The sequence below is a fragment of the Paraclostridium tenue genome (assembly GCF_039521565.1).
GTDB classification, from domain to species: domain Bacteria; phylum Bacillota; class Clostridia; order Peptostreptococcales; family Peptostreptococcaceae; genus Paraclostridium; species Paraclostridium tenue.
In genome coordinates, this window is sequence record NZ_BAAACP010000006.1 from 61,519 (window position 1) to 75,419 (window position 13,901).

Annotated in this window: 9 protein-coding genes; 7 read left to right on the forward strand and 2 right to left on the reverse strand. The window is 26.5% G+C overall.

What is annotated here, in order from left to right:
* Window positions 1-26 precede the first annotated feature (26 nt).
* The 3 genes from ABFX13_RS06160 (at window position 27) to mprF (ending at window position 6,143) form a co-directional block, all read left to right on the forward strand.
* Window positions 27-605 (forward strand): cell division protein ZapA, encoded by a 579-nt coding sequence (locus ABFX13_RS06160; RefSeq protein WP_346043935.1) that lies wholly within the window; start codon window positions 27-29, stop codon window positions 603-605.
* 72 nt (window positions 606-677) lie between these two features.
* Complete coding sequence (locus ABFX13_RS06165; RefSeq protein ID WP_346043938.1) at window positions 678-3,086, forward strand: U32 family peptidase; 2,409 nt, start codon at window positions 678-680, stop codon at window positions 3,084-3,086.
* 522 nt (window positions 3,087-3,608) lie between these two features.
* On the forward strand, window positions 3,609-6,143 hold the full coding sequence (gene mprF, locus ABFX13_RS06170) for a bifunctional lysylphosphatidylglycerol flippase/synthetase MprF (RefSeq protein WP_346043940.1): 2,535 nt from the start codon (window positions 3,609-3,611) through the stop codon (window positions 6,141-6,143).
* 37 nt (window positions 6,144-6,180) lie between these two features.
* Here the strand turns inward: mprF and ABFX13_RS06175 are convergent, their stop codons facing one another.
* The gene (locus tag ABFX13_RS06175) at window positions 6,181-7,629 is read right to left on the reverse strand and encodes an aminoacyl-histidine dipeptidase (protein ID WP_346043942.1); all 1,449 of its coding nucleotides are present in this window, start codon (window positions 7,627-7,629) and stop codon (window positions 6,181-6,183) included.
* Window positions 7,630-7,774: 145 nt separating this feature from the next.
* On the opposite strand from ABFX13_RS06175, the gene ABFX13_RS06180 reads away from it, so the two are divergent.
* The 4 genes from ABFX13_RS06180 to ABFX13_RS06195 all read left to right on the forward strand — a co-directional run bounded on the left by ABFX13_RS06180 (window position 7,775) and on the right by ABFX13_RS06195 (window position 13,569).
* Window positions 7,775-10,153 carry an endonuclease MutS2 gene (locus ABFX13_RS06180; RefSeq protein ID WP_346043944.1) on the forward strand — a complete coding sequence of 793 codons (2,379 nt, stop codon included), beginning with the start codon at window positions 7,775-7,777 and terminating at the stop codon, window positions 10,151-10,153.
* A 16-nt stretch (window positions 10,154-10,169) separates the two neighbouring features.
* Window positions 10,170-10,619 carry a 2-thiouracil desulfurase family protein gene (locus tag ABFX13_RS06185; RefSeq protein ID WP_346043946.1) on the forward strand — a complete coding sequence of 150 codons (450 nt, stop codon included), beginning with the start codon at window positions 10,170-10,172 and terminating at the stop codon, window positions 10,617-10,619.
* Window positions 10,620-10,689: 70 nt separating this feature from the next.
* The gene (gene argS, locus ABFX13_RS06190) at window positions 10,690-12,390 is read left to right on the forward strand and encodes an arginine--tRNA ligase (RefSeq protein WP_346043948.1); all 1,701 of its coding nucleotides are present in this window, start codon (window positions 10,690-10,692) and stop codon (window positions 12,388-12,390) included.
* Between the two features lie 255 nt (window positions 12,391-12,645).
* Complete coding sequence (locus tag ABFX13_RS06195) at window positions 12,646-13,569, forward strand: hypothetical protein (RefSeq protein WP_346043954.1); 924 nt, start codon at window positions 12,646-12,648, stop codon at window positions 13,567-13,569.
* Here ABFX13_RS06195 and ABFX13_RS06200 read toward each other — a convergent pair.
* Window positions 13,566-13,766: a hypothetical protein gene (locus ABFX13_RS06200; RefSeq protein ID WP_346043956.1), complete on the reverse strand. Its 201-nt coding sequence runs from the start codon at window positions 13,764-13,766 to the stop codon at window positions 13,566-13,568. The two genes, ABFX13_RS06195 and ABFX13_RS06200, sit on opposite strands and share 4 nt — an antisense overlap.
* Window positions 13,767-13,901: the final 135 nt, after the last annotated feature.

Genomic DNA, 13,901 nt, shown 5'->3' on the forward strand with positions numbered 1-13,901 from the left:
ACGTAGCAAATGTAGGGGGGGTTAGGATGAATAAGGTCACAGTAAAGATACATGGATCTGAATATCCTATGGTGTCTGAGAAATCTAAAGATTATATGATAAAAATAGCTCACTATGTAGATGAAGAAATGAGTAGGATTTCAGAAGCAAATTCACTACTTAGTACATCTCAAGTAGCCATATTATCAGCTTTAACTGTTACAGACTTATTATTTGAATGCTCAGAAGAAAATGATAAGTTATCTAAAGAAAATGAAGAGTTAGTTAAAAAAGCAGAAAAACCTAACCAAGAAGTTCAACTAGAGATGAAAAAATTAAAGTTAGAACTTAATAAAAAAGTTGAAGAACTTGGAGCAAAACAAACTGAGATAGATACTTTAAGGTCAGAACTAGAAAATAAATCAAATGACTTAGAAGAAATGAATCCTCTGAAAAAAGAAATAGAGGAACTTAAAAATAGTTTAGCTGAAGCAAATGAAAAAACTGAAATAGCTGAGAAACTTGCATCAGATTTTCAAAATAAATTATATGACTTACAATTAAAAAATATTGAGTTAGAACAAGAGTTAAATTATATAAAAGCTTCAGGAAAACTATTAAAATAATAGAATACTTTAAAAAACCTTCAGGAAAACTAACCTGAAGGTTTTAGTTTTTAATGACTTAAGGAGGTAGTTATGAATACAGAATTGCTGGCACCTGTAGGTAGTTTTGATGCATTAAAAGCTGCAGTACAAAATGGAGCGAATGCAGTTTATCTAGGTGGAAAAGAATTTAGTGCTAGAGCCTCTGCTAATAACTTTGACAGAGAAGAGTTAAAAGAAGCTGTTAGATATGCTCATATAAGAAATGTAAGAGTATTTGTAACAGCAAATACACTTATAAAACAAAATGAAATAGAAGATTTTTTAGAATATATAAAATATCTATATGATATAGATATTGATGCAGTTATACTTCAAGATATAGGTATGGCAAAATTGATAAAATCTATGCTTCCAGATTTTGAATTGCATGCAAGTACTCAAATGGTAGCACATTCTCTTGAAGATACTCTATATCTTCAAAACCTTGGATTTGATAGAGTAGTTTTAGCAAGAGAACTTAATATTGATGAAATAGAATATATATGTAAAAACTCTGATGTTGATATTGAAATATTTGTTCATGGAGCACTATGTGTATGTTATTCAGGGCAATGCTTAATGAGTAGTATGATTGGAAATAGATCAGGAAATAGAGGTAGATGTGCACAACCATGTAGACAAAAATATGAATTAATAGATATAAACTCAGGACAAACTATAAATACAGAGGGTGATTATTTATTAAGTCCTAGAGATTTAAATACAATAGAAGAGATAGATAGAATAATTGATGCAGGCGTACATTCTCTTAAAATTGAGGGAAGAATGAAAAGACCTGAATATGTAGCTACAGTTATAAGTAGTTATAGAAAGACGATAGATGAATATATAAATAAAAATAAAGTAAGTGTATCTGATGATACAATGAATAATTTATATACTATATTTAATAGAAAGTTTACTAAAGGATATTTATTAGGTGAAGTTGGAGAAGATGTAATGAACTCAAATAGACCTAATAATGTAGGGCTTTATATTGGAAAAGTATTAGATTATAATCGAAAAGCTAAAAGACTTAAGATAATGTTAGAAAATACACTTAAAAAAGGTGATGGAATAAACTTAGGTGGAGGTACTATAGGAAGAATTATAAAGGCTAATAACCAAATTAGTGACAGAGGAGAAAAAGGAGAACTTATAGAATTAGATTTTATAGGAGATGCAAAAAGAGGTCAAATAGTATACAAAACATCAGATAGTGATCTTTTAAATAGTGTTAAAAAAACTTTCGAAGAAGACATTGAAAATATAAAAATACCTATAGATGCTAAAATAGAACTAAAACTTGGTAAAATGCCTTTGTTAAGTTTAAAAGATGGAAATGGTAATATTATATCAGTTAATGCAGATAAAGTTGTAGAAAAAGCTATAAAAGTTTCTTTAAGTAAAGAAAAAGTAATATCTCAAATAAGTAAGTTAGGTAACACACCGTATTTTATAAATGATATAGAAGTAGATATTGATGAAAATATAAGTTTACCTATAAGTATACTAAATCAATTAAGAAGAGATGCTATAGATAAATTAAGTAATGAAAGAATATCTATAAAGAAAAGAGTTTATAAAAATCAAACTTTAATATATACTCCTAAATCTGTAATTAGAGACAAAGATATAAAGCTTAGAGTAAAAGTTAAAAATATAGATCAATTAAAATCTGTATTAAAATATGATATAGATGCAGTTTATTATGAAGATATAAATACTTTAGATGAAGCTATTGAAATTTCTAATAGTAAAGTAAAAATAATATATTCGCCACCAAGAATACTTAGAAATAAAGATTACAAAATTTTAGATAAATTAAAAAGTGATAGTAAATTATCAGTACAAGCAGAAAATTTAGGTTGCGTTAGTTTATTTAAAGAAAATGAGTTATATATAGATACTTATTTAAATTCATTTAACAGTGAAACAATAAATCATTATAAATCTGAGGGTGCAAGAACTGTGTGTATTTCTCAAGAGTTAAATTTAACAGAAATTAAAGATATGGTAAGATACACAGATGTCGATATAGAAAGTATTGTTTATGGATACACTCCTCTTATGATTAGTGAATACTGTCCTATGGGAGTTTTAGTTAGAAATTGTAAAAAAGATAAAAGAAGTGCTATATGTAATAAGAGTATGTATGCATTAAAAGATTCTAAAGATGAAATATATAGATTATCACAAGATATATTCTGTAGGACAAGTATATATAATTCAAAACCTATATGTATGTTAGAAGACTTAAATGAACTAAAAAATTCATATATAAATATATTTAGATTAGATTTCACACTTGAAGATAATGAACAAATAGAAAAAATAATAGAAGCATATATAGAAACTATAGAAAATAATTTTATTATGGGAAGTAAGTCTAAAAAGTTATTTAATAATTTAGATAAGATAGGAACTACAACTGGTCATTACTATAAAGGTGTTGAATAGATTATAATTAATATAGTATGTAAGTTTAAAAAGTTATGCTTATATACTATATTTTTTTGTAATCACTTTATTAAATATAGTAAACTTGAAAAAATGAAATAAATATCATATAATTTCTTTAGAAAAAATTTAGATTTATATATTGATTTTCTTTAGAAAATATTTTTACAATAAATTTAGATATACCAATTAGATTTTAATATTTTACAAAAATACAAATAATAAAATGCTTTTATACATAAAATGTATTTAAAATAAAGCATAGAGTATTAAATTTTCTCTATGCTTTATTTTATTTAATTAATGAATAGTTTACATATAAATTTGTAAAATATAAGAAATGATGTACATAATTTATAGCTTACAATTATGTAAGTGGATTTTATAAATTAAATTTTATAGAATTATATAAAATAAGGTATAATATAAGGTATTGAGAAAGTAAAAATTTGTAAAAATATATATGAAAATGTATAAAAAAGAGTTTTTAGGTGAAAAAATTATTGAGGAGGGATTTGTTAGATGAATAAGCATAAATTGCTAAAATGGATAAAAATAATTTTTGCCTTAGCAATTTTCATTATAGTAATGAAAGAATTTAAAAACATATTTACATCTTTTGATATGGAAGTATTTAAAAGATATGCAGATAAATTAACTATATGGAATATGCTAATTATAGCTATTTTAGGTATGGTTTCTTATCTACCTTTAAGTTTTTATGATTTTATACTTAAAAAAAGGGTTGGAATAAAATTAAGTAATATAAAATTATATAAATACTCATGGATAGCCAGTTCTATAGCTAGTATAGCGGGGTTTGGAGGTAGTACAGCTATAGCTCTAAAAACTAATTTTTATAAAGACCATGTTAAAGATACAAAGCTATTAGTAAAAGAGATATCTAAAATAGTAGCATTAAACTTAACAGGTTTTTCTATGGTTTGTTTTGTTTATGTAATAACAAATTTTAGTAGTTTAAGAGTAAATGAGTTTGTAAGTATAATGACAGTTCTAATAAGTACTTATTTTCCTATTTTATCAATATATTTAGGATTTAAATATATTAAATCTACTCAAGAAGAAAAAGTAGACATTATAGATGCTGTTAAAATAATGATTATATCAGCTTTAGAATGGGCTACTACTATATTCTTAATTTATAGTATAATGAGAATTTTAGGAGAACCAGTTCCAATTTCTAAATTCTTACCTATATTTGTAGTAGCTATAGTGGCAGCTATTGTAAGTATGGCACCAGGAGGAATAGGTTCATTTGATATAACTCTTTTATTAGGATTACAAGCTTTAAATATCTCATCAGAGAAAGTTTTACTAGCAATATTTTTATATCGTGTGTCTTACTATATAATACCATTAGTTATAGGGCTAATATTATATGGACAAGAATACTTTGTAAATTTAGATGAAGATGTAAAAGATATAATAACAACAGTATTATCAAAAATTGCACATATAGGTATTATGTTACTAGTTTTAATATCAGGAGTAACTTTACTAATATCAGAAGCAACTCCAGATTTAGCTAGGAAGTTTAATATTGTAAATAAATTTTCATATTTTTCTATAGTTCATATTCCACAGAAAATATCTATAATAATAGGATTTTTATTAATAGCAATTTCTAGGATAATGAGTTATAAATCAAAGGGAATATACAAAATAACTTTAGGATTAATAATAGGAGCTGTATTGTTAACTTTAGTTATAGATCCTAATTATTATAGAAGTATATACCTAATAATAGTTGCAATACTTATATGGGTTAGTAAAAAACAATTTTATAGAGAAAGTTTTGTAATGAGATGGGGAGTATTTATACAGGATATAATCTTGTTACTATCTTTCCAAATATTATATATATATACAGTATATGCGAACTTAAGTGGTAAAATAGGAAAACTTCCTGTTGCCAATTATAAAATTCAATCAATCAAACATTATGGAGCATCATTATTAGGATTTAGTATAAGTGGATTTATAATAGCTATATTTTTAATATGGATATTATACAAAATAAATAAAGATAATGATTTTCCACGTAAGAAATTAGAAGAATGTGAAGATCAAGTTAAAGAAATAATAGATAAGTTTGGAGGATCACCAGTAATACATTATATATATTTACATGATAAATATGTATATATAAATGAATCTAAAGATGTATTGTTACAATATCAAATATCTGCCGATAAAATTGTAATACTTGGAAATCCTGTAGGTAATAAAGAAAAAATATTTGAAACGATACAAGAATTTTATAATTTAGCAGATAAGTATGGATATGTTCCAGTATTTTGTGCAATAGATAAAACTATGATGCCAAATTTACATGAGACAGGTTATGAATTTTTAAAGCTAGGAGAAGATGCCTTAGTTGATTTAACTAAGTTTACTTTAGAAGGAAGAAAAATGAAAAGTGTAAGAAATGCACTATCTAGAGTAGAAAAGGAAGGGTACAGCTTTGAGATTGTAAAACCACCTTTTACAGATGAGTTTTTAAATGAACTAAAATCAGTTTCGGATGAATGGTTATCAGGAAGACAAGAAAAAGGATTTTATATAGGATTTTTTGATAAAGGGTATTTAAGTAGACAGCCTATTGCGATAGTAAGAAATAAAGATAATGAAATAAAAGGTTTTAGTAACTTAATGCCTATGTATGATAATAAAAATACGTTATCTATAGATCTAATGAGATTCTCCCATGACACTTGTAATGGTATAATGGATTTTATATTTGTAAATCTATTTAAATGGGGTCAAGAAGAAGGTTATTCTAGGTTTAATATGGGTATGGCACCATTATCTAATGTAGGTAGATCTAAATATTCATTCTTATCAGAAAAAGTAGCATCACAAATTTATTCACATGGACAAAATTTTTATTCTTTTAAAGGATTAAAGAGATTTAAAGAAAAATATTGTGATATATGGGAAGGTAAGTATATGGCATATAGAAAGAAAACATCTATACTTACAACAGCTTTACAAATCATAATAGTAGCTGAAAAACCAATAGATAAAATAAAGTAAATAAAAAACTCCTCTGATTAGAGGAGTTTTTTATTTATTATTTTATAGATTTTAATACTTCTAATAAGTATTTCCAAGTATTTTCAGTTGAAGATATACTTAAATGTTCATTTGGAGTATGTACATCATACATATTAGGTCCAAATGATATAGCTTCAGCATTAGGTATTTTGTCTAGTAATAAACCACACTCAAGACCTGCATGTAAAGCCATTATTATAGGTTCTTTTCCAGTAAGGTTTTTATACGCTTCTATACATACTTTTTCTAAATTAGAATCTTTAGCATATTCCCAAGCTGGATAGTCACTTATTAATTCAAGATTTCCACCAAGCTCAGTTACTAAAAGTTCCATTCTAGCGGTTATATCTTCTTTAAGAGATTTTACAGAACTTCTAACTGCACATTCAAAAGTAACTGTAGAATCTGTAGTTCTAAGAACTCCTAAGTTAGTAGAACTTTCAACTAAGTTTTCTATATCCATACTCATAGTTTGTATACCATTAGGTATTAAATTAAGCATTTTTATAACTCTATCTTTAGAAGTTGAATTAAGAATTAATTCTGGAGTAGCAGTTTCAGAACATACTATTTCAAGTCCTGGGTCAGAAGTTCTTAATTCATGTTTAAATATATTAGTTATATCTTTTAATTGAGTTGTAAATTCATCTATTTGATCGTTATTAACCATTATTACACAATCAGCTTCACGAGGGATAGCGTTATTTTTTGAACCGCCTTCAACCTTAGCGATATCAAAATCAACATTTAATAAATTTAAAAGTCTTCCTAATAATTTATTAGCATTACCTCTTTGTTTTATTATATCCATACCAGAGTGTCCACCTAATAATCCTTTTATCTCTAAAAGATAAGCTTTTTTAGTAGATTCTGGTTTTACAAATTCAACAGGTAAAGTTGATAGGGCAGTTACACCACCAGCACAACTTACTAAAAGGTAACCTTCTTCTTCAGAATCTAAGTTTAGTATATATTTACCTTTTACTAAGCTTCCATCTAATGCCATAGCACCAGTCATTCCAGCTTCTTCATCTACAGTTACAAGAAGTTCTAAAGCAGGATGAGCTATATCATTAGAAGCAAGTATTGCAAGTCCCATAGCAACAGCTATACCATTGTCAGCACCTAAAGTTGTATCAGTTGCATATACATAATCTCCATCTATTCTTAGTTTTATTGGGTCTTTCATAAAGTCATGATTTGTACTTTTATTTTTTTCACATACCATATCCATATGACCTTGAAGTACTACACCAGGTGCATTTTCATATCCAGGAGTTGCTGGCTTTCTGATTATTATATTTAAACTTTCATCTTGTATAGTTTCTAAGCCTAAGCTTTCACCAAAGTTACGTAAGTAATCGCTTATACCTTTTTCATTTTTTGATCCTCTTGGTATTTGAGATATCTCTTCAAAATACTTAAAAACTAAACCAGGTTGTAAATCATTTAAAACTCTGTTCATAAAAAACATCTCCTTAATAAAAATTAAATTAGATTAAATTATATTACAAAATAGTATTGATTATGTATAATATATAAATAGTATAGTACAAATTTACATAAAATACACTTAAAATTTATATAAAAATTTTACTTAAGGAGGAAGCATGAATAAAAAATCATTAAAAGCTTTAGAATTTGATAAGATAATAGCACTACTAAAAGAAAAGGCTTCATCTTCTTTAGGATTAAGATATATCAATGAGTTAGAGCCTAGCTCTGACTATGAAGAAGTAAAATATATGTTAGAAGAAACTAGCGAAGCACAATCTATACTTATAAAAAAGGGCGGAGTAAATTTACAAGGTTTATATGATATAGAAGATAAGGTTAAAAGAACTAAAGTAGGAGCCTCTATAGATGCAGGAAGTTTACTAATGATAGCTGATACTCTTAGAGTTGCTAGAATTTTAAATAATACTTTATCATCATCTGAAGAAGAGGATTTTAATTATCCGATAATACAATCTCTATCTAATTCATTATATATACATAGAGATATTGAAGATAAAATATTTAATTCTATAGTTAGTGAAGTTGAAATATCAGATAATGCTTCAAGCGAACTAAGAGGATTAAGAAGAAAAATTATACAAAAAAATCAATCTATAAGATCTAAATTAAATGGGATAATAAGTTCATCAACGTATCAAAAATATTTACAGGATGCAATTATATCAATAAGAGGAGATAGATTTGTTATTCCAGTGAAAGCGGAGTATAGATCTCAAGTTTCAGGTATTGTACATGATCAATCATCATCAGGAGCTACATTGTTTATAGAACCTATGAGTATAGTAGAAATGAACAATGAGCTTAGACAACTTAGATTAAAGGAAAAAGAAGAAATAGAAAGAATATTAAGTGAACTGTCAGCTCTTGTAGGAGATATAAGTGATGATTTATTAAGTAATCAAGAGATTCTAGGAAAAATAGATTTTGCTTTTGCAAAAGGTAAATTATCTATACAAATAAAAGGTGTAGAACCAAAGTTAAATAAAGAAAAGTATATAAATATAAAAAATGGTAGACATCCATTATTAAATGCTAGCTCTGTAGTGGGAAATGATATACGTTTAGGTGAAGAATTTCATACATTAGTTATAACTGGACCTAATACTGGTGGTAAAACAGTAACTATAAAAACTGTAGGATTATTTGCGTTAATGACTCAAAGTGGTCTTCATATTCCAGCAGATTATGGAACTAGTATGTGTGTATACGATAATGTTTTTGCAGACATAGGAGACGAACAAAGTATAGAACAAAGTTTATCTACATTTTCATCACATATGACTAATATAGTTTCTATATTAGATGAAGTTACTGAAAACTCACTAGTAATATTTGATGAGCTAGGAGCAGGAACAGATCCTGTAGAAGGAGCAGGACTTGCGATAGCTATACTTGAAGATGTAAATATGGCAGGAGCAAAATGTATAGCGACAACACATTACAGTGAAATAAAACACTATGCACTTACAAAAGATGGTGTAGAAAATGCAGCAGTAGAGTTTGATTTAGAAAACCTAAGACCTACGTATAGATTATTTATAGGTGTTCCAGGAAAATCTAATGCTTTTGCTATATCAAAGAGATTAGGATTAAGTGAATATGTGATAAGTAGAGCAAAAGAGTTTATAGATACGGATACTATAGCTGTTGAAGATGTTATTCATAGCTTAGAAAAATCTAGAGTAGAAGCAGTTGAAGAAAAGGAAGAAGCAACAAGACTTAGAAAAGAAATTCAAACTCTAAAAGAAGAATATGATGAAAAGCTAAGTAAAATATCACTTCAAAGAGAAAGATTATTAGAAGAAGCAAGACAAGAAGCTTTTAGAATAACTAGACAAGCTAAAGAAGAAACAGAGCTAGTTATAAAAGAACTTAGAAGATTAGAAAAAGAAAGTATGTCTAAAGAAAAAAATAGAAAGATTGAAGAATTAAGAAAAGAAATTTCAAGTTCTATGGGAGCATTACAACCAAGTGTTAAAAGCATGATAGTTCCTAAAACTGCATCAAAAGAAGTTAAAGATTTAAAACCTGGAGATGAAGTAAAAGTTATAACTTTAAATCAACAAGGTTCAGTAATATCTGCAGATAATAAGAAAAAAGAAGCAGTAGTTCAAATTGGTATAATGAAAATGACATTACCATATAAATCATTACAAAAGGCAAAGAAAGATGCAAAATCAACAGTTACTAAAGCAACTAGAAATGTCATTAAATCCAAATCAGGTAGAGTTAAGAGTGAAGTTGATTTAAGAGGAATGACATTAGAAGAAGCAAGAGAAGAAGTTGATAAGTACCTTGATGATGCTTGTTTAGCTGGATTAGAAAATGTAACAGTTATTCACGGTATAGGTACAGGGGTATTAAAAACTGGAATTACAGAAATGCTAAAAAGACATAAACATGTAAAGTCTCAAAGACCTGGACAATACGGTGAAGGTGGAATGGGAGTTACAATAGTAACTTTAAAATAATTAAGGGGATGAAAAAATGATATTAGTATCAGCTTGTTTATTAGGCATAAACTGTAAATATGATGGCGATAATAACAATCATGAAGGAGTTAAAAATTATCTAAGGGACAAACAATTTATATTAGTTTGTCCTGAGCAATTAGGTGGATTATCAACTCCAAGAATTCCTTGTGAAATAGTTAATGGAACAGGTAATGAAGTTTTAAATAATAAATGTAAGGTGAAAAATAAACAAGGAATGGATATGACAGAAAATTTCTTAAAGGGAGCTTATGAAACCTTAAAAATAGCAAAGTTATATAATTGTAAAAAAGCTATTCTAAAAGAAGGAAGTCCATCTTGTGGAAGTAACAAAATATATGATGGAACATTTCGAGGAAATAAGATTAATGGATTAGGAGTTACAGCTTCAATTTTAAAAAATGAAGGAATAGATATTATAAGCGAGAAGCAATTAGAAAAGTAGACATATACTTGAAAAAAAATACAATTTGTTTTATCATAAAGTGTTATAAGAATAAGGAAGGAGCACTAATATGCAAGATTTTAAAATAGAAGTAGCTAAATCTTTAAAAGAAAAAATAGAAGATTTAACATTAGAAGAAATAATTGGATTAATAGAAGTACCACCAAATAGTGAAATGGGAGATTATGCATTCCCATGCTTTAGATTAGCAAAAGTATTTAGAAAAGCGCCTAATATGATAGCAGCTGATATAGCACAAAGTATAGAAGCTAATGAAGCTATATCAAAAGTTGAACCAGCAGGAGGATATGTTAACTTTTTCGTTAATAAATCTCAATTAGCTAAAACTGTTATAAATGATGTTTTAACTAAAGGTAAAGATTATGGACACAGTGATTTAGGAAAAGATAAAACTGTAGTAATAGATTTCTCATCTCCTAACATAGCTAAGCCATTCCATATAGGACACATAAGAACTACAGTTATAGGTAATGCTTTATACAAAATATATGATTCTCAAGGATATAATACTGTAAGAGTAAATCATCTTGGGGATTATGGAACTCAATTTGGTAAGCTTATAGTTGCATTTAAAAAATGGGGAAGTAAGGAAGCTGTTGAAGCTAACCCAATACCTGAGTTATTAAAATTATACATACAATTCCATGATGAAGCTGAAAAACATCCAGAAATGGAAGATGAAGCTAGAGCTTGGTTTACAAAATTAGAAAATGGAGATAAAGAAGCTGTTGATTTATGGCAATGGTTTAGAGATGAAAGTTTAAAAGAATTCTCTAGAGTTTATGACTTACTAGATATAGAATTTGATTCATATGCAGGAGAAAGTTTCTACTCAGATAAAATGGATAGAGTAATAGATATAATAAAGGATAAAGATTTATTAAAAGAATCTGAAGGAACTAATATAGTTGATTTAGAAGAATATAATATGCCTCCAGCACTTATAACTAAAAAAGATGGATCTACATTATATATGACTAGAGATTTAGCAGCTGCATTATACAGAAAAGAAAACTATGATTTTGAAAAATGTATATATGTAGTTGGATCTCAACAAAGTTTACACTTCCAACAATTATTTAAAGTTTTAGAATTAGTTGGATTTGATTGGGCTAAAGATATGGTACATGTTCCATTTGGTATGGTTGCATTAGAAGAAGGTACTATGTCTACAAGAAAAGGTAGAGTAGTTTTCTTAGAAGATGTTTTAAAACAAGCTATAGAAAAAACAAAAGAAACAATGCTTGCTAAAAATCCTAATGCTAAGAATGTAGATGAAATAGCTAAACAAGTTGGAGTTGGAGCAGTAGTATTCCAAGAATTATCTAATAGTAGAATAAAAGATTATACATTCTCTTGGGAGAGAACTTTAAGCTTTGAAGGTGAAACAGGACCATATGTACAATATACACATGCTAGATGTTGTTCAGTTTTAAGAAAAGCTAATATGGAAGTAAGTACAGATATAGATTATAATTTATTAACTGATGCTGATAGTTCGGAAGTAATAAAATTAATAGCATCATTTAATAAAAATATATTAGTAGCGTTAAGAAAAAATGAACCACATATAGTAACAAGATTTGTATTAGACTTAGCTCAAGCATTTAATAAATTCTATCATGAAAATCCAATATTAGTTGATGATATAGAAGTTAAAAAGGCTAGAGTAGCTTTAGTTGCAGCTACTAAACAAACTATAGAAAATGCTCTTGCATTATTAGGTATGAGTGCACCAGAAAGAATGTAATATATCTTATATACATTTGTCGAAAAATAATGCTTTACATCTAAATTTCGGTTATTGTATAATTATATTAAGAAATAGCTCGATAGTTGAGCTAGTAAAAATCAAAAGAGATATATGGAAGTAGAGTATCGATAGTATTCTACTCCCCCCCTACATTTACGGCAGCTAACAGCTGCCTATTTTTTTTAAAAAGTATACTAAGTTAATTAATTGATAAAACTATAAAGTAGTTTATACGTTAGGAAGGTAGTATTTATGAAAGAGGATTTATTAAAGAAAGCATATATAAATGCATTTGGTATAGAGAATAAATATATTAAAGATATGATTATTTTAAATACTAAGTCTTTAGTTGATGATATAACTCAAAGATACGTAAAAATAGATAAAAATAGATTAAAAGATGAATTATTATATTATAAATTTTATGGACAAAAATTAAAAGATTTGAATATAATAAATATTTTACTTCCAATTATTATATCAAATACAAATATGAAAAAAAGTGAATTAGAAGTATTAAAGGTTATTAAATATCATGTTTTATATAATAAGGTTAATGAGTATATGAATGATTACATATTAGCTAGTTTAATATATAATACATTAATTCACTCTATAGTTGAAAATTCGGATATAGAATATGAAGATTTAATGCAAAAGATAAAAACTGTTATAATTGAATTTAATCATAATATGGATAAATCAGAAGTTATAAAATTTGAAATGAAGAGAATTCAAACTATACAAGCTATAGATAGATACATAGACCTTAAAGTAAGTGACTACGAAAATACTAATATAATAACAAACTTATTAAACTCTATATATGATGTTTACATAGAAGATAGAGAAGTTAGCTTAGATGGTATAAAAAGCATAAAAAAATCTATATTATCTATTCTCAATTTAAATATTGAAAGTAATATAGACAATATAGATTTTATAAACTCTATGTCAGAATATATTATAAAACTTAGGAAATATAAGATATCTAAAAAAGAATATAATATAAAATCTGACCCAAGATATTTAATAAACTTAGAAATTGGAGATGTAAAATCTGATCCAATACTAAACAATATAAAAGTTGTATCAAAAGATTTTTCTAACAATATATTGACTATTAATTTGGTATCAAAATCTGGTAATTATAGCTTTAAATTTAGAAAAGCTTAATTATCAGATTCTAAATATTCAACAAAAACTTCTTCTTTAGTGCTTGTTAGAAAACAAAGTTCTTTTATAAGGCTGTTTCTAAGGTCGATGAAATCTTCTAAATTAGTATTTTCATAGGTATATTCTAATGCTTTTACAATAAGCAATAAATCTCTTTTAGATAGTGCATCAATAGATACTTTGTCGAACAATTTCATAAAAAACTTCCTTTCATGTGTAATTTAGTGATTAAGAAAATATATAATAAGATATAATTCTACAACAATATAAAAAAACCTTCTTTTTATATACATAATATTATAAATAAAAATCATACATATAGTATTTTAACA

What these genes read in the sequence shown, in the direction of transcription:
- ABFX13_RS06160 (WP_346043935.1), top strand. Translation starts at nt 27, where the DNA reads ATGAATAAGGTCACAGTAAAGATACATGGATCTGAATATCCTATGGTG.
- ABFX13_RS06165 (WP_346043938.1), top strand. Translation starts at nt 678, where the DNA reads ATGAATACAGAATTGCTGGCACCTGTAGGTAGTTTTGATGCATTAAAA.
- mprF (WP_346043940.1), top strand. Translation starts at nt 3,609, where the DNA reads ATGAATAAGCATAAATTGCTAAAATGGATAAAAATAATTTTTGCCTTA.
- ABFX13_RS06175 (WP_346043942.1), bottom strand. Translation starts at nt 7,629, where the DNA reads ATGAACAGAGTTTTAAATGATTTACAACCTGGTTTAGTTTTTAAGTAT.
- ABFX13_RS06180 (WP_346043944.1), top strand. Translation starts at nt 7,775, where the DNA reads ATGAATAAAAAATCATTAAAAGCTTTAGAATTTGATAAGATAATAGCA.
- ABFX13_RS06185 (WP_346043946.1), top strand. Translation starts at nt 10,170, where the DNA reads ATGATATTAGTATCAGCTTGTTTATTAGGCATAAACTGTAAATATGAT.
- argS (WP_346043948.1), top strand. Translation starts at nt 10,690, where the DNA reads ATGCAAGATTTTAAAATAGAAGTAGCTAAATCTTTAAAAGAAAAAATA.
- ABFX13_RS06195 (WP_346043954.1), top strand. Translation starts at nt 12,646, where the DNA reads ATGAAAGAGGATTTATTAAAGAAAGCATATATAAATGCATTTGGTATA.
- ABFX13_RS06200 (WP_346043956.1), bottom strand. Translation starts at nt 13,766, where the DNA reads ATGAAATTGTTCGACAAAGTATCTATTGATGCACTATCTAAAAGAGAT.